At 33.7% G+C, this 22430-nt stretch carries 18 protein-coding genes; 11 read left to right on the top strand and 7 right to left on the bottom strand.

The annotated features are described in order from the left end of the window. The first annotated feature begins 58 nt into the window (after positions 1 to 58). The 9 genes from K5R64_RS06485 (at position 59) to K5R64_RS06445 (ending at position 8548) form a co-directional block, all read left to right on the top strand. Positions 59 to 457, top strand: coding sequence for a DUF2721 domain-containing protein (locus K5R64_RS06485; protein WP_220762009.1), 399 nt, complete (start codon positions 59 to 61; stop codon positions 455 to 457). Positions 458 to 578: 121 nt separating this feature from the next. Continuing rightward, positions 579 to 1964, top strand: coding sequence for a DUF1800 domain-containing protein (locus K5R64_RS06480; protein ID WP_220762008.1), 1386 nt, complete (start codon positions 579 to 581; stop codon positions 1962 to 1964). Positions 1965 to 1976: 12 nt separating this feature from the next. Further along, positions 1977 to 3143: a DUF1501 domain-containing protein gene (locus K5R64_RS06475; RefSeq protein WP_220762007.1), complete on the top strand. Its 1167-nt coding sequence runs from the start codon at positions 1977 to 1979 to the stop codon at positions 3141 to 3143. Between the two features lie 61 nt (positions 3144 to 3204). Then, complete coding sequence (locus tag K5R64_RS06470; protein ID WP_220762006.1) at positions 3205 to 4092, top strand: DMT family transporter; 888 nt, start codon at positions 3205 to 3207, stop codon at positions 4090 to 4092. Positions 4093 to 4271: 179 nt separating this feature from the next. After that, on the top strand, positions 4272 to 4550 hold the full coding sequence (locus tag K5R64_RS06465; protein ID WP_220762068.1) for a DUF2805 domain-containing protein: 279 nt from the start codon (positions 4272 to 4274) through the stop codon (positions 4548 to 4550). Positions 4551 to 4645: 95 nt separating this feature from the next. Continuing rightward, positions 4646 to 6502, top strand: a complete 1857-nt coding sequence (locus K5R64_RS06460; RefSeq protein WP_220762005.1) for a peptidase M61 — start codon at positions 4646 to 4648, stop codon at positions 6500 to 6502. Between the two features lie 32 nt (positions 6503 to 6534). Then, positions 6535 to 7251 carry a DUF4369 domain-containing protein gene (locus K5R64_RS06455; protein WP_220762004.1) on the top strand — a complete coding sequence of 239 codons (717 nt, stop codon included), beginning with the start codon at positions 6535 to 6537 and terminating at the stop codon, positions 7249 to 7251. Between the two features lie 104 nt (positions 7252 to 7355). Next, positions 7356 to 7784, top strand: coding sequence for an META domain-containing protein (locus tag K5R64_RS06450; protein ID WP_220762003.1), 429 nt, complete (start codon positions 7356 to 7358; stop codon positions 7782 to 7784). Further along, positions 7784 to 8548, top strand: a complete 765-nt coding sequence (locus K5R64_RS06445) for an META domain-containing protein (RefSeq protein WP_220762002.1) — start codon at positions 7784 to 7786, stop codon at positions 8546 to 8548. The genes K5R64_RS06450 and K5R64_RS06445 overlap by 1 nt, the downstream gene beginning before the upstream one ends. A gap of 123 nt (positions 8549 to 8671) precedes the next feature. Here K5R64_RS06445 and K5R64_RS06440 read toward each other — a convergent pair whose 3' ends face one another. From K5R64_RS06440 to porU, 5 genes are all read right to left on the bottom strand, one after another. Continuing rightward, on the bottom strand, positions 8672 to 10312 hold the full coding sequence (locus tag K5R64_RS06440) for a pyruvate dehydrogenase complex dihydrolipoamide acetyltransferase (RefSeq protein ID WP_220762000.1): 1641 nt from the start codon (positions 10310 to 10312) through the stop codon (positions 8672 to 8674). An 8-nt stretch (positions 10313 to 10320) separates the two neighbouring features. Continuing rightward, positions 10321 to 11319: a pyruvate dehydrogenase (acetyl-transferring) E1 component subunit alpha gene (pdhA, locus tag K5R64_RS06435; protein ID WP_220761998.1), complete on the bottom strand. Its 999-nt coding sequence runs from the start codon at positions 11317 to 11319 to the stop codon at positions 10321 to 10323. Between the two features lie 143 nt (positions 11320 to 11462). Then, complete coding sequence (cdd, locus tag K5R64_RS06430; protein WP_220761996.1) at positions 11463 to 11945, bottom strand: cytidine deaminase; 483 nt, start codon at positions 11943 to 11945, stop codon at positions 11463 to 11465. A gap of 74 nt (positions 11946 to 12019) precedes the next feature. Next, positions 12020 to 13195 (bottom strand): type IX secretion system outer membrane channel protein PorV, encoded by a 1176-nt coding sequence (porV, locus tag K5R64_RS06425; RefSeq protein WP_220761994.1) that lies wholly within the window; start codon positions 13193 to 13195, stop codon positions 12020 to 12022. Between the two features lie 40 nt (positions 13196 to 13235). Continuing rightward, complete coding sequence (gene porU, locus K5R64_RS06420; protein WP_220761992.1) at positions 13236 to 17078, bottom strand: type IX secretion system sortase PorU; 3843 nt, start codon at positions 17076 to 17078, stop codon at positions 13236 to 13238. A gap of 210 nt (positions 17079 to 17288) precedes the next feature. Here porU and gldJ point away from each other — a divergent pair, with 210 nt between their 5' ends. Both gldJ and murF read left to right on the top strand, forming a co-directional pair. After that, the gene (gene gldJ, locus K5R64_RS06415) at positions 17289 to 18953 is read left to right on the top strand and encodes a gliding motility lipoprotein GldJ (protein ID WP_220761990.1); all 1665 of its coding nucleotides are present in this window, start codon (positions 17289 to 17291) and stop codon (positions 18951 to 18953) included. 73 nt (positions 18954 to 19026) lie between these two features. Next, positions 19027 to 20310: a UDP-N-acetylmuramoyl-tripeptide--D-alanyl-D-alanine ligase gene (gene murF, locus K5R64_RS06410; protein WP_220761988.1), complete on the top strand. Its 1284-nt coding sequence runs from the start codon at positions 19027 to 19029 to the stop codon at positions 20308 to 20310. Positions 20311 to 20383: 73 nt separating this feature from the next. On the opposite strand, the gene K5R64_RS06405 is transcribed toward murF, so the two are convergent. Together K5R64_RS06405 and K5R64_RS17160 are read right to left on the bottom strand one after the other, a co-directional pair. Further along, on the bottom strand, positions 20384 to 21766 hold the full coding sequence (locus K5R64_RS06405; protein ID WP_255580315.1) for a glycoside hydrolase family 28 protein: 1383 nt from the start codon (positions 21764 to 21766) through the stop codon (positions 20384 to 20386). 2 nt (positions 21767 to 21768) lie between these two features. Beyond that, positions 21769 to 22071: a hypothetical protein gene (locus K5R64_RS17160; RefSeq protein ID WP_255580314.1), complete on the bottom strand. Its 303-nt coding sequence runs from the start codon at positions 22069 to 22071 to the stop codon at positions 21769 to 21771. Positions 22072 to 22430: the final 359 nt, after the last annotated feature.

The raw sequence follows: 22430 nt of genomic DNA, 5'->3' as shown, positions 1-22430 counted from the left end.
CTTTTTTTTAAATTAGAATCACGAACTTTGAGCAACACGCAATTATTTAAAGACGCTCATGACCTTACAAATAGAAACACCGGCCTTATTATTCTCTGCCACTTCCTTAATATTATTGGCTTATACAAATCGTTTTTTGACTGTGGCCACTATTGTAAGAAGTTTAAAAGACACCTACGAAAAAGAAGAAAGCCGCATCATTTTATTAGAAATTAAAAACCTTAATTTAAGACTAACACTAATTCGTTACATGCAATTATTTGGTGTTTGTAGTTTGTTTTTATCGGTATTTTCAATGTTGCTTTTGTACATCAACCAACAAGAAATTGCGTTGTATTTATTTGGTTTTAGTTTGTTCAGCTTGTTGATTTCATTGGGGCTTTCATTTTGGGAAATTAGCATATCCGTTCAAGCGTTAAAAGTACATTTGAGTGGCATTATCAAAAAAAATTCTTAAGCTTTAAACCTTTTTCGCAAATTAGCATCCTATAGAACAACCTATTAAAAAAAACTGTTCTATAAAAGACCTCTTATGCCTTTTTGAAAACAGTGCTATTAACCTAAAAAATAAAAAAGTTATGAATCGCAATTCGCTGTGGTCGCTACGATTAGGTTTTTCAAATAAACAAGCTCCTGTAATCGAAAAATTAGGGATACAAAAATTTTTGGAACAATCTTTCCAAGCACCAATTGACAAAAAAATCCCAAGCTTACTTGATAACAGCCCCAAAACCATGGCTGAGTTAAAAGAGGTGAGACAAAAAATAAAAGACGGGGATCAAGAAGCCAAAAGACAAATTCTAAAAGAAGGAATTGAAACCAACGTTGAACTGAAATCGTGGTGGTTAGACAAAATGATGTCTGACGAATTTCCCTTACGAGAGAAAATGGTTTGTTTCTGGCATAACCATTATGTGGCTACTTTTCAAAAAGTAAAAAACAATTATTGGATTTATCAGCACAATCAAATTTTAAGAGAAAACGCTTTTGGTAACTTTAGAGAACTTACCAAACAAATGGTTCAATCCAATGCTGTTGTGCGTTATCTAGACAACAACGACAATAAAAAAGGAAAAATAAACGAGAATTTAAGTCGTGAATTGCTGGAACTTTTTACTATTGGTATTGGAAATTATACCGAAGACGACATCCAAAATGGTGCTAAAGGTCTCGCTGGCTTGAGCATTGGCGACAAAAAAGCGACTTACTACAAGCCCTTTATGGACAACGACACGATTACTTATTTTGGACAAAAAGGTATTTTCAAAGTGGACGAAATGGTAGATATCATTTTTCAACAAAAAAATGCACCTTACTTTGTGACGCGCAAAATCTTAAAATGGTTTATTTATGATGACCCAAGCGAAAAATTAGTAACCTATTATGGAGATTATTTCAGGTCTGTAGATTATGAAATAAAACCGTTATTGACTAAAATTTTCACAGAGGAATTTGAAAAAAACACAGCAGGTTCCAAAATAAAAAATCCATTAGAGTATAGTGTTCAATTAGTTTCTGAATTAAATATTGATTTAAAAAACAACAATTACCTCGCTTTTTTCTTAAAACAGCAAAACATGGATTTATTCAATCAGCCCAATGTTAAAGGTTGGGATGGCGGAAAATCATGGTTAACCTCGCAAATCTATTTGCAACGAAACAACCTTGCTTACTTGCTTACCAATGGCAAAGTATTAAACCAGCGTATCTTAAAAGACTACTCAAAAGCAGAGAACGCCAAGGTAAAAGAAACGACTATCAAGCTAGAATGGAAAGGCGCTGACAACAAACAAATCATTGGGGAATTAACAGATAGATTGTTATTTCAAGTGGAAAGTAATACTCAAAAAGATCTCGAAACGGTACTCAAATATGATTTTGATGTCCAAGCAAAAAATGCAGATCAAGCAGTTTTACGATTATTCAACACCATTATCAAATTACCCGAATTTCAATTAATCTAAAAATCCATCATCATGAATAGAAGAAATTTTTTAGCCCTAACTGGAACTTTCACTGGTGGATCCTTACTTCTACCTGATTTTTTACATGCCTTTGGTACGCAACAAAATTTAATTATGGGCGACCAATGTGTGGTTTTTGTACAACTCAATGGTGGAAATGATGGATTGAATACGTTTATTCCCTTTGAAGACCCTAATTATTATTTTTTAAGACCAAAAATTGCCCTTTCAAAACAAGACGTACTGGCTGCTGATAAAGGAATGGCTTTTCATCCTGCGCTGAAAGGTTTTGCTAAAATGTTACAAAACGGTGATTTATCTGTAATTCAAAACGTAGGATATCCACAGCCTAATCGTTCCCATTTTCGCTCACAAGAAATCTGGCTTACCGCTTCGGATGCTACTCAATACATCAACGAAGGTTGGTTAGGCCGTTATTTGGACTTGCAGTGTAAAGAACACAATCCAATTGCTGGAATCAATATAGACAACACCGATAATTTATCTCTAAAAGGGAAAGAACCTAATGCAATTACGGTTAAAGACCCCATGCGTTTTAAGATAAAAAAAGAGGCTGAAGATAGTGCCCAGTTGTCTAAAAATCCTTCCTTGGATTTTGTTCGAAAAATTGCTGATTCGGTTGTTGAAGGTTCAGATGAAATTCAAAAAGCCTTAGCCAAATCTACCACCGAAACGACTTATCCTAAAACAGGATTAGGTAAAAACCTGGAATGGATTGCACGTTTGATAAAAGGAAACTTAAACTCAAAAGTGTATTACACCTCATTAAATGGTTTTGACACTCACGACAATCAATTGCCTACTCATAACAACAAATTAACCGAGTTAAACGATTCTTTGTATAGTTTTTATGAAGAATTAAAGAAAGCCAACTTATTACAGAATGTTACCGTTGTAGTTTTCTCAGAATTTGGACGTCGTGTGAAAGACAATAAGAACGGAACCGACCACGGTAAAGCAGCGCCCATGTTCATCATCGGCGGAAATAACAAAGGAAAAATTATTGGAAACAATCCTAATTTAGTTGATTTAGATAATGGTGATTTGAAATACGAAATCGACTTTAGAAGTGTATATGCTTCTATCTTACAACAAAAATTAGATTTCGATTACACTAAAATTGGCATCAAAAACAAACCTTTGAGTGGCTTATTTTAAAAACAAAGCTTGCTAATTCACTAACGAAACCCCTATCTTTACCTGCATATTTAAATAAGAAATGTTTAAAAACAGTGTATTCAAAGGGGTTTTATTAGTAAGCATTGGAGCAAGTAGTTATGGCGTATTGGCTACTTTTGTCAAAATCGCCTACAATGAGGGATATACCACCGCCGAAGTTTCCTCATCTCAATTCCTTTTAGGAATTATTGGGCTCTTACTCATTTCCTTTTTTCAAAAATACATTTTCAAAAAGTCCGTACCAAAACCTTCTAGTAGCAATATTTTGAAATTAATGCTTGCGGGTACCTCTATGGGGTTTACTAGTGTATTCTATTATTTATCAGTTATCTACATTCCTGTTTCAATTGGGATCGTACTGTTAATGCAAACCGTATGGATGGCTGTGGTACTTGAAATGATTTTGCTAAAAAAATGGCCTTCTCTACAAAAAATTACAGCAGTAGGTATTGTACTATTAGGAACATTATTGGCCACAAACATAATAGAAAACCAATTTCAAATGGACTGGAGAGGGGTTCTTTTTGGCTTATTGGCTGCGACATCATTTACGACCACCATGTTTACTGCCAATCGCATCGTTACCACACTCCCCACGGTACAACGCAGTTTATATATGCTCATTGGAGGCGCTATTATAGTCTTGTTGTTTGGCCTTTTTTATCAAGATACCGCTTATGATTTTAGTATTTTTTACAAATGGGGTTTGGTATTATCCCTTTTTGGGACTATCATACCACCATTATTACTCAATGCTGGATTTCCGCTCACCGGAATTGGATTAGGGAGTATTGTCTCTTCTATTGAACTCCCTGTATCTGTATTTATGGCGTACCTCCTACTAAATGAATCCGTTACCTGGCTCCAATGGTCAGGAATTATCCTCATTCTTTTTGCCATATTTTTAATGAATAGCAATAAAAAGTGATGAACTATTTATTTTTGATAAAAAATAGATTTCTAAACCCTACCCATCAATAAATACTAATAATTTTTACAAAAAAAATTATGGTTTCATTACAACCAATTATAATTTTTATTAATATTGGTATATAAATAGATTCATCTATATAATCATTAAAACCAATTTGAATTAATTTTCGCGTGATGAAAAAGAGTAGCCGCAAAGAACTGAACTGGGAACAAACAGAAAAACTTGTTACTTTAGCCCTGGAAGAAAGGAATCCTTTTGAAATAATCAAAAAAGAATTTGGACTAGTTGAAAAAGAGGTTCTAGAAATTATGAAAAAAAAGATGCCCGTTGAAAAATATGAAATGTGGAAGAAAAAAGCAACGGCAAGTAAACCAAAACCCAAACCTCTTAAAATTGATGATTTTGACGATGATTTGGATGGAAAGTATTATATAAAAAATAAATTAGACTAATAATTCTAGCCAAAGCACTCCATTGAAGGAGTGCTTTTTTTTAACCAGAACAAAATCAACCACTCATGAATTGGTTAAAAAAACACCCTTTACAAATGAAAAAAATATTCTTACTGATTACTGTCACAACTTTTTTATGGAGTTGTAAAACTACAATTAACAATTCGTCTTCAAAACAAGAAATCCAAGTTAACATCAATTTGTCTGACATCAAAAATGATAAAGTTTTGGTAACGCTCACCCCTCCAAAAATTACTTCAGAAGAAATCATTTTTTCGTTACCTAAAATCATCCCGGGAACATATTCTATAGACAACTATGGAAAATACATCGATGACTTTAAAGCGTTTGACAAAAATGGACATCCATTAGCGGTTACCAAAACAGATGACAACAATTGGTCTATTAAAAATGCCAAAGCATTGACTAAAATCAGTTATTGGGTAAATGACACTTTTGATACTGAAAAAGGAACGGAATTTGGCGAAGGAGACATTTTTTCACCAGCAGGTTCAAATATTTTAGCCAATAAAAACATTTTTTTGAATACCCATTGTTTTGTTGGTTATTTCTCAAACCTAACAACTGTTCCATATAAATTACAGATTTCACATCCTTCGCAATTATGGGGGGCAACGTCTATGACCGACATGGATCCTAGTACTACTAATGATGTATATGTCACTTCCAAATATTCCGAGTTAGTAGAGCATCCTATTATGTACGCCAAACCTAACTTCACTACATTTACCGTAGATGATATGGAAATCCTCATTAGTGTTTATTCGCCCACAGGCAAAATTACAGCCGAAAGCATTACACCTGCCATGAAAACCGTGATGACGGCTCAAAAAAAGTTTTTAGGCTCCATCAACACTACAAAAAAATATGCGGTATTATTGTATTTATCTGATATCGAAGGAAAAGATGCACATGGTTTTGGTGCCTTAGAACATCCTACTTCTACTACTGTTGTTTTTCCTGAAGTGATGCCTGTGGACCAATTAATCAATCAAATGAAAGATGTCGTTTCACATGAATTTTTCCATATTGTTACCCCATTAACCATTCATTCGAAGGAAATACAATTCTTTGATTACAATGCCCCAAAAATGTCCCAGCATCTGTGGATGTACGAAGGAGTAACAGAATATTTTGCTAATCTATTTCAAATCAATCAAGGACTCATTACCGAAGATGAATTTTACTCCCGTATTTCCGAAAAAATAGAACGTGCCAGCACTTTAAATGACTCTATGCCCTTTACAACCATGAGTGCTAATGTTTTGGAAAGCCCTTACAAAGAACAGTATTTAAATGTTTATGAAAAAGGAACACTTATAGGAATGTGTTTGGATATTATTATACGTGAAAAAAGTAATGGCGAAAAAGGCATTCTGAATTTAATGCGTCAACTATCGCATGAATACGGTATCAATAAGCCTTTTGACGATCAAGAACTTTTTGATAAAATTACTGAACTCACCTATCCAGAAGTAGGCAACTTCTTAAGAACGTATGTTGCTGGTCCTACGCCTATTCCTTATAAAGATTATTTAGCGAGAGTAGGTGTTGTTACGACTACCGAAAAAGTAGTAGCGCCATTATTTATCAAAGGGCAAAACCCCTATATCAATATCATCCCTGAAACCAAAGAAATTATCGTTTTACCCGACATTGAATTAAATGTTTTTTTCAACGAATTAAACCTTAAAGGAGGCGATATCATTGTAAGCATTAACAATAAAGCTTACCATCTTGATAACATATATGATTTATTGAATGAAAGTTTGAACTGGAAAGAAAATGACCCGATAAGCGTAAAAATTAAACGCAACGGTAAAGAACAAATCATCACTGGAAAAGTTAAACTCCCTTATGAAGACGCGGAAACATTCAAAGCCGCAGGCCAAGACAAAGAAAAGTTAAGAAATTCTTGGCTCAAAGGATAATAAAAAATAAAATCTAACACTATATACAATTCATGAAAAAGATTATTTCAATAATAACTACAATATTTTTATTTACTGCTTGTTCAAAAAACGAAAGCCAGGGTAACCTACAAATCACAGGAAATATCAAAGGGTTAAAAAACGGTACCTTATACATACAACGATTCAATGACAGTGCGCTAGTAATCATTGATAGCATTAAAATTGATGGTAAATCCAATTTTGAGACGGCTATCACTATAGATTCTCCTGAAATGCTTTACTTGTATTTGGATCGTGGAGTCACAAATTCACTGGACAACAACATCCTGTTTTTTGCTGAACCAGGAAAGATAAATATTGACACACAATTGGATTCTTATATCACCTCTGCAAAAATTACGGGTTCTAAAAATCAAGAAGTCTATGAAGAATACAAAAAACTGGCTACCAAATTTAAGGACGAAAATCTGGATTTAATAGAAGCCAAATTTTATGCGATGAAATTCCAAAACCTCCCGAAATTGGATAGTATTAATAAAAAAATTGACCAAAACATTAAAAGAAAATACCTTTATACGGCTAATTTTGCGCTAAATAATCCTGATGCCGAAGCAACTCCTTATATTGTGCTATCTGAAATAAACGACATAAACCTTAAGTACTTAGATACCATTCAAAGAACGATGTCCAAAAAAGTAGCTCAATCGCTCTATGGTAAAAAATTAACTCAATATGTGACTGAACTTAAAAAACAACCTACCAAATAACTTTCATAAATCTACTCAAATGGGTAGATTTTTTTTATAAACTTTTGAAAACAAAAAAGTATTGCTTATTTTCAAATAAACTTTAAATATTAAAAAAATCAATCATGAAAAAACAAATTTCAATTATAACAACAATCTTTATTTTATTGCTCACTTCTTGTGCCTCCCACCAGAAAGACAACAACACTCAACTTTACAATACTAAATGGGAATTAGAATACATTACAGGACCTAGAATTGCTTTTGAAGCTTTATTTCCTGACAACAAACCATTTATTCAATTCAACAAAAGCACACAACAAATCGAAGGAAACAATAGTTGTAATGGCTTTTTAGCAGACTACACTTTACACAAAAACAACATCACTATCAAAGAAACTGGTGTAACCACTCTTAGGTATTGTGGTCAAGGTGAAACTATTTTTAAAAATACTGCCACAAAAATCAATCAGTACAAAATTGATGCAGATGGAAAATTAAATTTACTATACAATGATGTAGTGATGATGCGATTCAAAAAAATGACGCCCTAATGAAGTACGCTTATTTTATCTTAACACTCCTCATAGCCATTGGATTTTCTTGCTCCCCTGCTAAGAACAAAATAGCAGCAAATGAAAATCTTTTTTCACCAATTCAAAAAATTAACCATGCCTATTATTCCGCTAAAGGGAAAGCTCCAAATTGGAATCTAACAATATCCGATAAAAAAATTCAATTAATTTTGGATAAGGATACTATTACAACAACTAGTATCAATCCTGTCCTCGCTATGGATAGTAATGTTAAAAGGTACCGCGTAGCAACACCTACACATTTTATCACCATACAAATCAAACACCTAGCCCAAGCAAATGCTATCAATGAAGGTGCGGTTTACAAAACACTAATCGACTATGAACATAAAACCAATCACAAAGTAGTCCATTTAGAAGGGCAAGGAAATTACCTCACAGATTATAGACTACATGATATTTGGAGTCTGGTTGCTATTAATGAAAAAATAGTTCAAATAGCGGACTATAACAACCAACGTCCTTATTTAGAAATAAATAGTCATTCAAATCAAATTTTGGGTTATTCTGGTTGTAACCAGATAAAGGCGCAACTTTTTTATGAAAAAGAAGTTCTCCGAATAACTAATATAATCGCTCAAGAAAAAGCATGCGTAACCAAAACGATTGAAAGTGATTTCCTTATCGCATTAAGAAAAACCACGCGATATACATTAGAAAACAACCTTCTTACGTTCTCTAATCCTGATGCTATTTTACTTCAATTTAAAAAAGTTGATTAAATCCACTTCAATACTACCGTGATATTCATTTTGTATAGTAACTCCCGATTCCTAAGATTCCCTGAAATAAAAAATCCCATTCAAAGTATATTGAATGGGATTCTTAGTATAATTTAATATTGCTTATGCCAGCATTGTTACTGGATTTTCAATATATTGTTTCAGTGTTTGTAAAAATTGAGCACCTGTAGCACCATCAATTGTACGGTGATCACAAGCCAAGGACAACATCATTGTATTTCCTACAACAATTTGACCGTCTTTAACCACTGGTTTTTCAACTATCGCCCCCACAGAAAGGATAGCAGAATTGGGTTGATTGATGATTGAATTAAATTCAGTTATTCCAAACATTCCAAGGTTAGAAACCGTAAAAGTACTTCCTTCCATTTCTGCTGGACCTAACTTTTTGTTTTTTGCTCTTCCTGCAAGATCTCTCACACTAGCACCAATTTGAGACAAACTCATTCCGTCAGTGAATTTCAATACCGGCACCACTAAACCATCTTCAACTGCTACAGCAACACCAATATTCACGTGGTGGTTGATGATGATAGCATCCTCTTTCCACTGAGAGTTAATTTTTGGGTGTTTTTTCAATGCTAAAGCACACGCTTTAATGACCATATCATTAAAAGAAACTTTCGTATCTGGTACCGTATTAATAGTCGCTCTAGATTTCATTGCTTCATCCATAGCCACTTCAATTACTAAATTATAATGTGGCGCAGTAAATAAAGATTCTGAAAGACGCTTAGCAATAATTTTACGCATTTGTGAGTTCTTGATTTCTTCAGTAGAAACCTCACCAGCAGGAACGTAAACTTGTGCTGGAGCTGCTGTAGATTCTGATTTAGCCGAGGCTTTTGGTGCAGAGGCCGCTGGAGTGAAGTTTTCAACATCACTTTTTACAATACGTCCGTTTTCACCAGAACCTTTAACTTGTGCTAAATTCACCCCTTTGTCACTTGCAATTTTTTTAGCCAATGGCGAAGCAAAAATTCTTCCACCATCTGTAGCTACAGTAGCTGCTGGCTCTTGAACTTTTTCTGCTGGAGCTGCAGCTGCAGCAGGTTTTGCTTCAGTCGCAGGAGATGCTGGAGCAGCAGCAGTAGTTGCACCACCAGCTGTAAATCCTTCAGCAATTCCAGAGATATCAGTTCCTTCAGGTCCAATAATAGCTAATAAACTATCGATAGGAGCTGTATTTCCTTCTTCAATTCCGATATGTAATAGCGTACCTTCATTGAAAGATTCGAATTCCATAGTCGCTTTATCAGTTTCAATTTCAGCAAGGATATCCCCTTCACTTACTTTATCTCCTACTTTTTTCAACCAAGTTGCAACAGTACCTTCAGTCATCGTATCACTCAAACGAGGCATTGTTACCACCACTACACCAGCAGGTAATGAAGCTGGTGCTGCTGCAGGTTTATTTTCTGCAGGTTTTGCTTCTTCTTGTGGCGCTGCCGCTGGAGCTGCTTCTGTAGAAGCACCACCTGCTAGAAGCGCTGAAATATCTTCTCCTTCGTTTCCGATTATTGCTAATAAAGAATCGATAGGGGCTGTTTCTCCTTCTGGGATTCCAATGTGCAAAAGAGTGCCTTCGTTAAAAGACTCAAATTCCATTGTTGCTTTGTCAGTTTCAATTTCTGCAAGGATATCACCTTCGCTTACTTTGTCACCTACTTTTTTAAGCCAAGTCGCTACCGTTCCTTCCGTCATAGTATCGCTCAAACGAGGCATTGTTATAATTGTAGCCATAATTGATTTTATAATTTATGAGGTAAAAATGGATAATCTTCTTGTGCGTACACTACATCGTACAATTGTTGTTTATCTGGATACGGAGAATTCTCAGCAAAATCTACACACTCTTGTACCAAATCTTTAACTCTTTGGTCAATTGCTTCGATTTCTTCATCTGTAGCATATTTTTTATCCTTGATAATATCCAAAACTTGAGTGATTGGGTCAATTTTCTTGTACTCTTCCACTTCTTCTTTTGAACGATATAATTGCGCATCAGACATAGAGTGACCTCTATAACGATATGTTTTCATTTCTAAAAATGTGGGTCCATCCCCACGACGAGCTCTTTCAATAGCTTCAGTCATTGCTTCAGCTACTTTTACAGGATTCATCCCGTCAACAGGACCACAAGGCATTTCATAACCTAATCCTAGTTTCCAAATATCTGTATGATTCGCTGTTCTTTCCACTGAGGTCCCCATGGCATAACCATTGTTCTCTACAATAAATACTACAGGTAATTTCCACAACATAGCCATATTGAAAGCTTCATGCAAAGAACCTTGACGAGCTGCTCCATCACCAAAATAAGTCATGGTTACCCCTCCAGTATTGAAATACTTATCAGCAAAAGCCAAACCTGCTCCAACAGGAATTTGACCTCCTACAATTCCGTGTCCTCCATAAAAACGGTGTTCTTTAGAGAATATATGCATTGATCCTCCCATTCCTTTAGAAGTTCCTGTTGCTTTTCCTAAAAGCTCAGCCATTACTCTTCTTGGATCCGTTCCCATTCCTATTGGTTGAACGTGATTTCTATAAGCCGTAATCATTTTGTCTTTAGTCAAGTCCATTGCGTGTAATGCACCAGCTAAAACTGCTTCTTGACCATTGTACAAGTGTAGAAAACCTCTAACTTTTTGTTGAATGTATAATGCCGCAAGTTTGTCCTCAAACTTTCTCCAAAGCAGCATATCTTCGTACCACTTCAAATAAACCTCTTTTGTAACTTCTTTCATCTAGATTATTCTTTTGCTAAAGTTTTTATTGTATTGTCAATTGTAATCTTATCGCATAATAGTGTAATGGAACAAATTTGCGAATTGCAAAAATAGGACATTACAATTAAGAACTAAAATTTTAATGTTGATTTTTAGTATTATTACAAAAGGTTTTTGTTAAATAATAGTGGCAACAAGTCTTTTATAGAGGATGATTTATAGATCTCCCCTGTTTCACCCATAAAATAAATTTCAATAGGCTCGTTTTGTTTCAATTCATATTCTGCTATAGATTGCCTGCAAGCACCACAAGGCGGTATAGGAGTTGAAGTGGTTGTCAACTCAGAAGCTGCGGATAAAAAAAGCGCCTTTATTTTCACATCAGCACAAAGTGAACCTGCTTGAAAAATTGCTACTCTTTCAGCACACAACCCCGAAGGATATGCTGCATTTTCTTGATTAGCTCCTACGATTATTTCGCCATTTTCTAACAATACCGCTGCACCAACTTTAAACTTTGAATATGGAGCATACGCTTTTTCACGAATTTGAACAGCATGTTTACTTATATTTTGTATTGCTACAGGCAATTCATTTATATCATTATAAATGGTAAATTGAGTCGAAATTGTTATGGTTTTCATGGTATATGTGGGTAAAAAAAATCCAAATTTCAACGAGTTGAAATTTGGATTTTAACTATTGTTATTTACTTTACTTAGTAACGTTCGTACTTATCGCCAAAATTTAGTGTTAGAGAAAAACGCAACGTATTTTCTAGTGGATTCCTTACTTTTGAAGCTGAGAACAAATAAGAAACATCAATTTTTACAGCAGTATATTTAAAACCAGCTCCCAATGAAAAATATTTTCGAGCCCCTTTCATTGCACTTTCATTAAAATATCCTAATCGCATAGCAAATGAATCTTGATACTCATATTCGGCACCAAGTGCGTAAGTAACTTCTTTTAATTCCTCACTAAAACCATCAGGTGCATCGCCAAACGATTTAAAAATACCCGAAGCCCATCCAATAGAACGGTAATCTTCTTTTGCAATTGCCGTATCATCGCTATCAACAATACCATCCCCATTTAAATCAATATTATATTGCGGTGTTGGCACTAATAATTTATTGATCTCCGCATTTACAGCAATCTTATTGTAATCGTCTAAAATAAAATCAAAACCAGCACCTAATTTTAAATTGGCTGGTAAAAAATTTGAACTTATTTCGTCATTATCATAACTAATTTTTGGACCTAAATTTTGAAAATTAAATCCAGCTCTCCAACGTCCGTTAAAATCAGCATAAGCTACTTCGTCTGACTCATAAAATCCCGCCACATCAATAGCAAACGAATTTGCAGCTGAAGCATCATTATTACTATCTGCTACTTTAAGATTGGAACGAATATACCTTCCTGCTACAGCCATAGAGAAGGTTTCACTTAACTTCAAAGAATAAGAACCATCAAAAGCAAGTTCGTTAGGCGATACCGTACGAAAATCTTCATTTGGCTCTCCTGTCTGACGCAATTGAATTTCTCCAAAACTAAAATAACGAAGACTTGTTGCAAAAGCTGAACGTTCATTGATTCTATTATAATACGTTAGTTGACCTAAAGCAATATCATTTGCTAAATCTGTCAAATAAGGTGTGTAGCTCAATGACACTCCTTGTTTATCAACTGCAAAGGCATATTTAGCAGGATTCCATTGTTGTGAAAAAGCATCTGTAGAAGTCGCCACACCAATATCTGCCATACCCGCTGCTCTTGCATCAGCCGACACCATTAAAAAAGGAACACCTGTAGTAATCACCCTGTCACCCTGAGCATATGTCACCGAAATAGCAAGTAAGCAGGTAGTTAGAAGAATTAATTTTTTCATTTTTGAAATTAAAAATTTATTTGACAAATATAATATTTTATTAAAGTATCACAAGTTTTTCTATTTTTTCGGCTTTTTTATTCGTCAAACTCGACTTCACTGTTAGTTTATACACATAAACACCTTTTCCAATTTTATTTCCAAAATCATCTTTACCATCCCAAGTTATTTCTTTGGATAAAAAACCATCAGTAGTAATAATTTGATTTTTTGTCCAAACTACTTTTCCGGTTACAGTAAATACCTGCACTTGCACTTGTAAGGGTTCAAATGGCCTGTTATGAGTAAACCAAAATTCAGTATAATTCACAAATGGATTCGGATAATTCAACACATTAGTCAATGTTATTGACTCATCACCCACCACAAGAAACTGTATTTCAGTTGTCGTTGGATTATTATATACATCCCAAGCTTTAAAGGTAATGGTATGCAATCCAGGCGCAATATTTCGCAATGGAAAACGTACAGTTCCTTTGGTATAATCATCTAAATTGGTCTGATAATAATCGTTCAATACAAACGGATTGCTCACATCCCCATCCAATACTGCTGTGATATCATGCCCGATTCCGCCTGCAGTATTGATACCATTTTCATCTTCTAATAAAGCCAAAATAAATGGTGACGCATTCGTAATCCCCCCTGACACAAATGTCTCATCATTCATATATAACTTAACAACGGGATTTATATTGTCCTCAGGAGCATTTTCATTTACCCCACCAATTTTTATAGTAGCATCAAGTCCTGACTGATCTTCAAAAGCTTGATTTTTTTTAGCATAAAAACTTATTTTACCATTCCCAATAGGAATTCGAATGTCTCTTGGCACCACAAAACTAAATTCAAATTGCCCATTGACCACCGTTGCATTCCCTCTAAAAATAGTCTCCCCTAAAGTATTAAAATCAATCGAAGGGCTGTAGCCATCATTGTTCAATGTTTTTTTAACAACCGTCTTATCAAAAATACGTGTAAAAACCTCTCCATTATAGTTTGTTAAAAGAACATCATTTTCGTCAGTAATTTCACCTGACAGTTTTATTTTTGCCAATGACTTAAAATCATCTATGGATTGACTAACTGGAATATCGTTAACTTTAGTTAGCTTAATTTTAGGTTTTGGAATCGCCAACATTAATGCTGGGTCACCTAAATAAAAAATAACATTTGAAGAAGAACTCGGCGTACTATTTTTAGCCAATCGTAAGGCTTCAGCAATGGTTGTATATTCATTTGAATCATAACTCAAAAGATATTTGGTAAGAGTATCATTAAAGTTTTCAGCAGCTGTTTGCGAGATTGACCTAATGGTGGTAAGCATAGAAATAGCCCCCCCTTTAGCATTCATAAAAGTCAACATCCCTGCTGTTTGTTTGTACGGATTATCAAATCTAGAAAAATCACATGTTATGGTAATAAACAACGAATATTTAAACTGATTCCCTAAGTTTTCACCATCTGACCTCTCCCATATTCTTTCTCCAGAAAGACCGTCTTCTCCCCCATGCCCTAAGTAATTAAAGACAAGAGCACCTTTCTCAAAAGCATTAAAAATATCTGCTCTTGCTTTGGGATACCTGAATCCTCCAGCCGATGTTTCCTGTTGATAGGCATCTAAAAATATTTTTTCGACATTTATAAACGGCTTCTTAGTAGAAATTTCATCGGCTAATTTATTTTGTCGAGATTGCAAACTAATATCTGACACTTTATCAGAATCATCACTTATCAAGACATAATTATTTCTCCAATTACCAAATGATTTTTCATCATGGTACTCAAGAACCTTTGAAACCATTTCATCAGCTGTTTTAATATCCGATAAAATCATTCGCCCTACTGCAATATCAATCCCACCAAATGAATTGACAACATTCCCTTCATTATCATCCATATAACCATAAAAGTCATCTGAGGCAAATGAAGATTCCCCATTTGTATTGCCTATTAAAGCATGATAAATAGGGACAATATTAGTATTATTAGGAATTCTATTTTTGTAATCAAAAGAAGCAGTCCCAAAGAGGTTAATGTATTTTATTCTTTTAGCAGGAGACGAACCATTTTTATAAATATATTTTATACAGTTTCTTATGGCTGCAATATCTTGTTTTCCTGAAGAAAACTCTTGATAGATAGACTCTAATGGTATTACCTTGGTATTTAAATTCGAATTGGACCGATGAAAATTAGCCAATCGTTCAGCCTGACTAACTAAAAATTTTGGCGTAATAATAACATAATCAATATCTTGAAATTGACCTTGATTGTTATTAAAAATTGTTCCTTTAATGTTTTGATTTACAACTTTTGAATTACTCTCTTTTAATGGTGTTAGATAGTCCGACGCATCCAGCGCAATATATTTACGTAACTCCCCTAAATTTGCTTTAAAAGTAAAAGCATCCTGATTAGGATTAGTATATTTTGTTACATCATAAATAGTAGTAACATCCCATACTTCAGCAATTGACTTCGCATTGGAAATGGAATAGGTTGCTACACCAACACTAGAAGCGGCAGCATTTGATTGAAAATGAAATTGCTTTCCGTATCCTTTCAAAAATCTTTTAGAACTAAGTTGGATATAATCCAAATACCCTTTTGAACCCGCAACTGCATTATTATTATATGTAAGTTTTATTTTTGTGTTCTCACTTCCCGTAAAAGAAGAAACAAATGTATTATAAGTGTACTTAACACTAGTATTGCTGGCTGATAATGGTGATAAATTCAACGTTCCTATTTCAACATCATTAGCGGCTATTTTAAATGAGGTATTAGTAAATGCCACCGCTGCTGCTATAATTTTAATACCCACTGGCTTGGAACTATCAATATTAGGAATTGAAAAACCAAATTCTTGTGTGTTTTTGATTTCAAATGACTCCCCAAACCATTGCCTCCCCAGATTAGCTATATTAAACAAATCCAACTCATGAAATTGAACATCATCAAAATCAGTGAACGTTATAGTACTTGAACCTGTAGGTTGCACTTGCTCAGGAATTCTTTTACCATCTTCATTTTGAACATTTAGATAATAATAGGATTTATTCTCAAAAATATTAACAGACGTTTGGCTTTCATTATTCCAAATATCAGTTCCTTCTCCATAAAACAAGATATAATCATTGCTGTCAAATTTACCATCATTTTCCCCTATAACTTGAATGGCATTTTCAGCCAAATCATTAGGATAAAACGCAGCATTTGACAGCGGAAGCATTCTACCTCCGTTTCCGTAAATTTTAATTTTCCTAGGATCAAGATTGTTCACATTAACTCCCAGTTGCTCCAAAAAATTTTTAGTTATCTTATAAACACCTGATTTTTCAATATAAAAGCGATACCAATCTCCCGTTGCTAAAACAGAATTAGTTATTCCTTTAACATTCAAACTTTTGTTAGTTAAATTATTAACCCGAGAATAATTATTTTTCACTTTCACCGAATAGGTAAATGAAATGATTTTTTTGAATCCAAAATCATCTTTTATTATAGGAGATAACGTCAAGAAAGATTGAGGAATATCTCTAGCTATTGTAGTTGTTATGGTTTGTACGATACTATTTGGAATTTTATTTGAATCTAAATCACCAAGTTGTGCCAAACTAAGGCTTTCGTACCTAATATTTGAAATTTGAAAATCATTTTCATCAAATGCACTGTTCTCAGGAAGCTTAACACTCAATTGAATCGTTCTATTTACATTATCAAACTGAAAAATCGCACCCGTAAATTGAGGAATATTCACTTTAGATTGTCCATAATTCATTTCCGTTTTATCAAGCCAATTCACAATCACATCGCCTTTTGTTTGTGCACTTGTCAAAAAAGAAATTAAAACGATACTAAAAAAAAGCAATTTTCTCATATTTCACTAAATTGAGATTAATTATAAAGCAATAATAATGGGTAAAAATAAATCATTTAATATGAAAATAAATAATAAATAGTATATTTTTGCGTTTGAAAAGCATGGTTCCTTGTGGATTATGTCCCGCAATTATTTTTTTTAAGGATGTTGTAGGTTAAGCGTTAATTATTATATTGCATCACTTTAAATTATTACCTTTAAAAGAGTATGAAAGTAAATAAAAATACAATATTGCAATTTATGTTGTCGATGACGATTGCAATTGTAAGTTTTTCTAGTTGTAGTAAAAAATCAAGCTCAAGTAGTGCTTCAAGAGCTACTGGCTGGGATGTAAGTGGTAAAAAAGTCGCTAGTAATAAAGTGCAAACGGCAGGACCAGGATTGGTCTTTGTTGAAGGAGGAACTTTTACAATGGGTAAAGTTCAAGATGATGTTATGCATGATTGGAACAACACCCCTACTCAACAACACGTGCAATCCTTTTATATGGACGAAACGGAAGTAACTAACTTTATGTATCTTGAGTATTTAGATTGGATGAAAAAAGTTTTTCCTCCTACTGAAGAAAAATACAAATATATTTATGCTGGAGCATCTCCTGATACTTTGGTATGGAGAAATAGATTAGGCTATAATGAAACCATGACTAACAACTACTTAAGACACCCTGCTTATGCTAATTATCCTGTCGTAGGGGTAAATTGGATTCAAGCAGTTGAGTTTAGCAAATGGAGAACGAATCGTGTAAACGAAGCTATCTTAGAAAAAAATGGCTATCTTAAAAAGAATGCCAAAACTGATGAAGTAGATGCGGAAAGTATTTTTGATACAGAAACCTATATCAACAGTCCAACATCAGCTTATGGAGGTAAAAACGAAGCAATCGTACTTAAAAGACCTCAAGGAAGACAAACTAAAGGAACCGAGCAAAAAAATGTATATGCACAACGTACCTCGGGCATTGTACTCCCTGAATACCGTTTACCGACTGAAGCTGAGTGGGAATATGCAGCAGCCGCAGATGTAGGCCAAAGAGAATACAACATCTACAAAGGACAAAAAAAATATCCTTGGTCGGGAAGTTATACCCGTTCTGGAAAAAGACAAACAAAAGGAGATCAATTAGCAAACTTTAAACAAGGTAACGGAGATTATGGCGGAATCGCAGGTTGGTCTGATGATGGTGCTGACATTACTAATGAAGTAAAAAAATATCCTGCAAATGATTTTGGCTTGTACGATATGGCAGGTAATGTAGCCGAATGGGTAGCCGACGTCTATAGACCAATTATTGACAACGAAGCCAATGATTTTAATTATTTCAGAGGTAACATGTACACCAAAAACAAAATTGGTAAAGATGGAAAAATTGACATTGTTACTACTGACAATATTAAATATGACACCTTGAGTAATGGAAAAATTATATCAAGAAATTTTCCAGGTCAAATCGTACAAGTGCCAGTTGATGAACAAGAAACGTATCTAAGACAAAATTTTGACAAGAGCAACAACATCAATTATAGAGATGGAGACAAACAATCATCTATCTATTATAATTTTGGCTCATCAGAAGCAAACACAGATAAAAAAGACGAAAAAAACATGTACAATTCTCCTAAACACAATGTCACAACTGATAGTCTTGGAAGAATGGTAAGAAAGTATGATAAATCAAGTAAACGAACTACCTTAATCAATGATGATGTTAGAGTTTACAAAGGTGGATCTTGGAGAGATAGAGCATACTGGTTAGATCCTGCTCAAAGAAGGTATTTCCCTCAAGATATGGCCACAGATTACATCGGATTTAGATGCGCTATGTCTAAAGTAGGACCTAAGTCTGAAAAAAGGAAATCAGCTAGAAATTAATTACAAATAATTCTCTTATACTAAAAAGCCCTTTGATTAGGGCTTTTCTTTTATCTTTTAAAATCTGTTTAAAATGAATATTAGTGAAATTCATAGTTTATTTTTAAAATGCAGTACGATTTCAATCGATACTCGAAAAATTGAAAAAGGCTCATTATTTGTCGCCATAAAAGGAGAACGTTTTGATGCTAATACTTTTGCAAAAGAAGCTTTAGACAAGGGCGCTTCTTATGTTATTATTGACAATGACTCTTATTTTATTGACAACAGAACAATAGTTGTAAAAGACAGCTTAAGTACATTACAAAAATTAGCACAATTTCATCGAAATTATTTAAAATTACCCATTATCGCCCTAACTGGCAGCAACGGAAAAACAACAACTAAAGAATTAATTCAAGTTGTCCTCGCTCAAAAATACAAGACCAAAGCTACAGTTGGAAATTTAAATAATCATATTGGGGTTCCATTGACAATCTTGAGTTTTAATACTGAAACCGAAATTGGAATTGTAGAAATGGGTGCCAATCATCAAAAAGAAATTGCTTTCTTGTGCGATCTTGCAACGCCAAATTTTGGATATATCACTAATTTTGGCAAAGCACATCTTGAAGGTTTTGGAGGTGTAGCAGGTGTTATTAAGGGAAAAAGCGAAATGTATGATTATTTACAACAATCAGACGGACTCGCTTTTATCAATATAGACGACCCTATACAACTTGAAAAATCAAAAGCTTTACGAAATTATACTTTTGGCATAGATAATCCATTAGCCGACATCAATATCCAATCAGTCAATGCCAATCCATTTGTGGAAATACAATTTAATGGTAGCACTATTAAATCGCATTTAATTGGATTATACAATGGCAGCAATCTCAATGCCGCATTAACTATAGGTAACTATTTTGAAGTACCAACTTCTACAATAAAAAAAGCTTTAGAAAGCTATATTCCTGAAAACAACCGCTCTCAATTACTCAACCAAGGAAGCAATCAGATTATTTTAGACGCTTATAATGCAAACCCTAGTAGTATGTTAGTTGCAATTCAGAATTTTACACAACTTGAAGGGAAAAACAAAATAATGATTCTTGGTGATATGTTTGAACTTGGCGAAGAAAGCTCACAGGAACACAAAAATATTATTGAATCATCATTAATTGATAAAAATATCTCTTGTTATTTTATTGGTAACGCCTTTTACCAAAATAGGAAAGCACAAGAAAATTTCAAGTTTTTTGCAACATTCGAGGACTTTTCGAATGTTTTAAAAAATTCACAAATAGAAAATCATTTGATTTTAATTAAAGGTTCAAGAGGAATGGCATTAGAGCGAACTTTACCCTTACTATAACCAAACAAATATTGTAAAAAACAAGCCAATTCTTATTTTGAATTGGCTTGTTTTATTTTAAATCTCATACTAATTATAGCTTCACTGCGCCATCTGGTACGGATTTATCTATAATTGTTCTCTTAAAATAATCAAATGATTCCGAAGAACCTAATTTAATATTTTGACAAAATTTACCATTTATATCAACAGCATTTGATGCGTTCGAGTTAAAAAACACATTCTTAAAAAATAAGTTCCTGCTATTATAAATTTCAAAAACAGTTGCGCTTTTAACGTCCAAATTAATATTATTTAATTCAAGACCATCTGCATCAATAATCGAAAATCCCTTGTCGGCTCGAGCTTTCAAATTTGACATTTTTATATTTTGAAGATTCATTTCAGGTAAACCTTGTAGAAATACAGCTTGTTGTGCACCATTAATCGTAATATTCTTTAAAAAGATATTTTTGAATTGAGGAGTTTCAACATTTACAGGTACTAGCTCCGTGCTAATTGTGTTTCCTCCTGCTGCCAGTTTCTCAGCAATTGATTTCCCTCCATAGTACAAATCAAATGAAATTGCTTGTGAAGGAATATCAATCATCCAAATATCCGAAATAAAGATATTCTCAACAATTCCTCCCCTGCCACGAGTACTTTTAAAACGCAATCCAACATCAGTCCCTATAAAAGTACAATTTGAGACATGCATATTTTTAATACCTCCTGACATTTCACTACCGACAGTTACACCACCATGCCCATGATAAACAACATTATTCCTAATAATAATATTTTCAGCAGGAACACCCCGTTCTCGACCATCTTTATCTTTACCCGATTTTACACAAATAGCATCGTCTCCCACATCAAAACTTGAATTTTCGACCAATACATTTTTACAAGACTCAACATCCAAACCATCTCCATTTTGTGAAAACCACGGATTTCTAACTGTTATATTTCTAATTATTAAATCTTCAACCAAGAAAGGATGTAAACACCAAGCGGGCGAATTTTGAAATACAGGCCCATCAAACATAACTCGTTTACTATTTTGAATGCTTACCAGAACAGGTCTAAGAAAATCACGAATAGCTTCAAATTCTTCTTTAGTCTTTAAATCGTGACGAACATTTTGATCAGCATTTAAATTACCTTGTCTATACTGCTCAGAAGGATACCATGTATCTTTTTTTTCATTCAATACCCCTCCAGATTCAATAAACTTTTTCCATTGCGTGTTTGTCAATTTTTCTTTTTTTACTAATCGCCATGCTTCACCAGAACCATCCCATATTCCATTGCCTGTAAATGCTACATTTTCTAAATCTTTACCATAAATTGGCGAAATACATCTCCAAGTATTCAAACCTTCAAAACTTGTTTCAATAATGGGGTATAATGATTTATCAGTTGAAAATTTAATCAAAGCTCCTGTTTGTGCATGCAATTCAATATTGCTTTTCAATACTATAGGCCCCGTAAGCCATATTCCTGGCGGGATAATAACTTTACCTCCACCTTTTTTTCAAGGGCAGCTATAGCGTTTTCAAATGCTTTAGTATTTAACTCAAACCCACCATTTTTAGCACCAAAATCAGTTATTTTAACAACATTATTTGGAATACTTGGTTCTTTAATCAAAGGCATATTGAATTCAATATTACTATTATTTTGAATAAATGAAATATTGGATTTATCTACTATCAGTTTTGAGCAACTCATAAAAATAAATACAAGAATTATTAATTGGTATTTTCTATTTCTTTTCATTTTACTATTAAATTCAATTAAAAACAACGAATATTCTAAACACAACAAAATAATGCAATCGATTACATAAATATAGCAATAATAAATTAATACAAAATAAAAATATGTAAAAAACTACTGTTATTACCAATCAATACTAAACTACTTTAATAATAGAAGTACGAATGTTTCAGCGGAGTTTTTAATATAATAATCAAAACTTTTAGAGCGCGATTTAAAGGAGTTAGAAAAATTGATTTTTTCCTATTTAGATTATCCAATCTTTTTGGATCAGGAACAAAACTTGGGGAGGATTTAATAAAAATATAGATATTTGCTAAAAACAAATTAGCGTGGAATCCTATCTGGAATTATTAAAA

Source organism: Flavobacterium sp. UMI-01, from assembly GCF_019656315.1.
Taxonomy (GTDB): domain Bacteria; phylum Bacteroidota; class Bacteroidia; order Flavobacteriales; family Flavobacteriaceae; genus Flavobacterium.
The sequence above is the reverse complement of the archived record's forward strand: the minus strand, read 5'-3'. Positions and strand labels throughout refer to the sequence as shown.

Bases quoted from the DNA above. Each gene is read 5' to 3' on its own strand.
- K5R64_RS06485 (WP_220762009.1), top strand. From the start codon at position 59: ATGACCTTACAAATAGAAACACCGGCCTTATTATTCTCTGCCACTTCC.
- K5R64_RS06480 (WP_220762008.1), top strand. From the start codon at position 579: ATGAATCGCAATTCGCTGTGGTCGCTACGATTAGGTTTTTCAAATAAA.
- K5R64_RS06475 (WP_220762007.1), top strand. From the start codon at position 1,977: ATGAATAGAAGAAATTTTTTAGCCCTAACTGGAACTTTCACTGGTGGA.
- K5R64_RS06470 (WP_220762006.1), top strand. From the start codon at position 3,205: ATGTTTAAAAACAGTGTATTCAAAGGGGTTTTATTAGTAAGCATTGGA.
- K5R64_RS06465 (WP_220762068.1), top strand. From the start codon at position 4,272: ATGAAAAAGAGTAGCCGCAAAGAACTGAACTGGGAACAAACAGAAAAA.
- K5R64_RS06460 (WP_220762005.1), top strand. From the start codon at position 4,646: ATGAAAAAAATATTCTTACTGATTACTGTCACAACTTTTTTATGGAGT.
- K5R64_RS06455 (WP_220762004.1), top strand. From the start codon at position 6,535: ATGAAAAAGATTATTTCAATAATAACTACAATATTTTTATTTACTGCT.
- K5R64_RS06450 (WP_220762003.1), top strand. From the start codon at position 7,356: ATGAAAAAACAAATTTCAATTATAACAACAATCTTTATTTTATTGCTC.
- K5R64_RS06445 (WP_220762002.1), top strand. From the start codon at position 7,784: ATGAAGTACGCTTATTTTATCTTAACACTCCTCATAGCCATTGGATTT.
- K5R64_RS06440 (WP_220762000.1), bottom strand. From the start codon at position 10,312: ATGGCTACAATTATAACAATGCCTCGTTTGAGCGATACTATGACGGAA.
- pdhA (WP_220761998.1), bottom strand. From the start codon at position 11,319: ATGAAAGAAGTTACAAAAGAGGTTTATTTGAAGTGGTACGAAGATATG.
- cdd (WP_220761996.1), bottom strand. From the start codon at position 11,945: ATGAAAACCATAACAATTTCGACTCAATTTACCATTTATAATGATATA.
- porV (WP_220761994.1), bottom strand. From the start codon at position 13,195: ATGAAAAAATTAATTCTTCTAACTACCTGCTTACTTGCTATTTCGGTG.
- porU (WP_220761992.1), bottom strand. From the start codon at position 17,078: ATGAGAAAATTGCTTTTTTTTAGTATCGTTTTAATTTCTTTTTTGACA.
- gldJ (WP_220761990.1), top strand. From the start codon at position 17,289: ATGAAAGTAAATAAAAATACAATATTGCAATTTATGTTGTCGATGACG.
- murF (WP_220761988.1), top strand. From the start codon at position 19,027: ATGAATATTAGTGAAATTCATAGTTTATTTTTAAAATGCAGTACGATT.
- K5R64_RS17160 (WP_255580314.1), bottom strand. From the start codon at position 22,071: ATGAAAAGAAATAGAAAATACCAATTAATAATTCTTGTATTTATTTTT.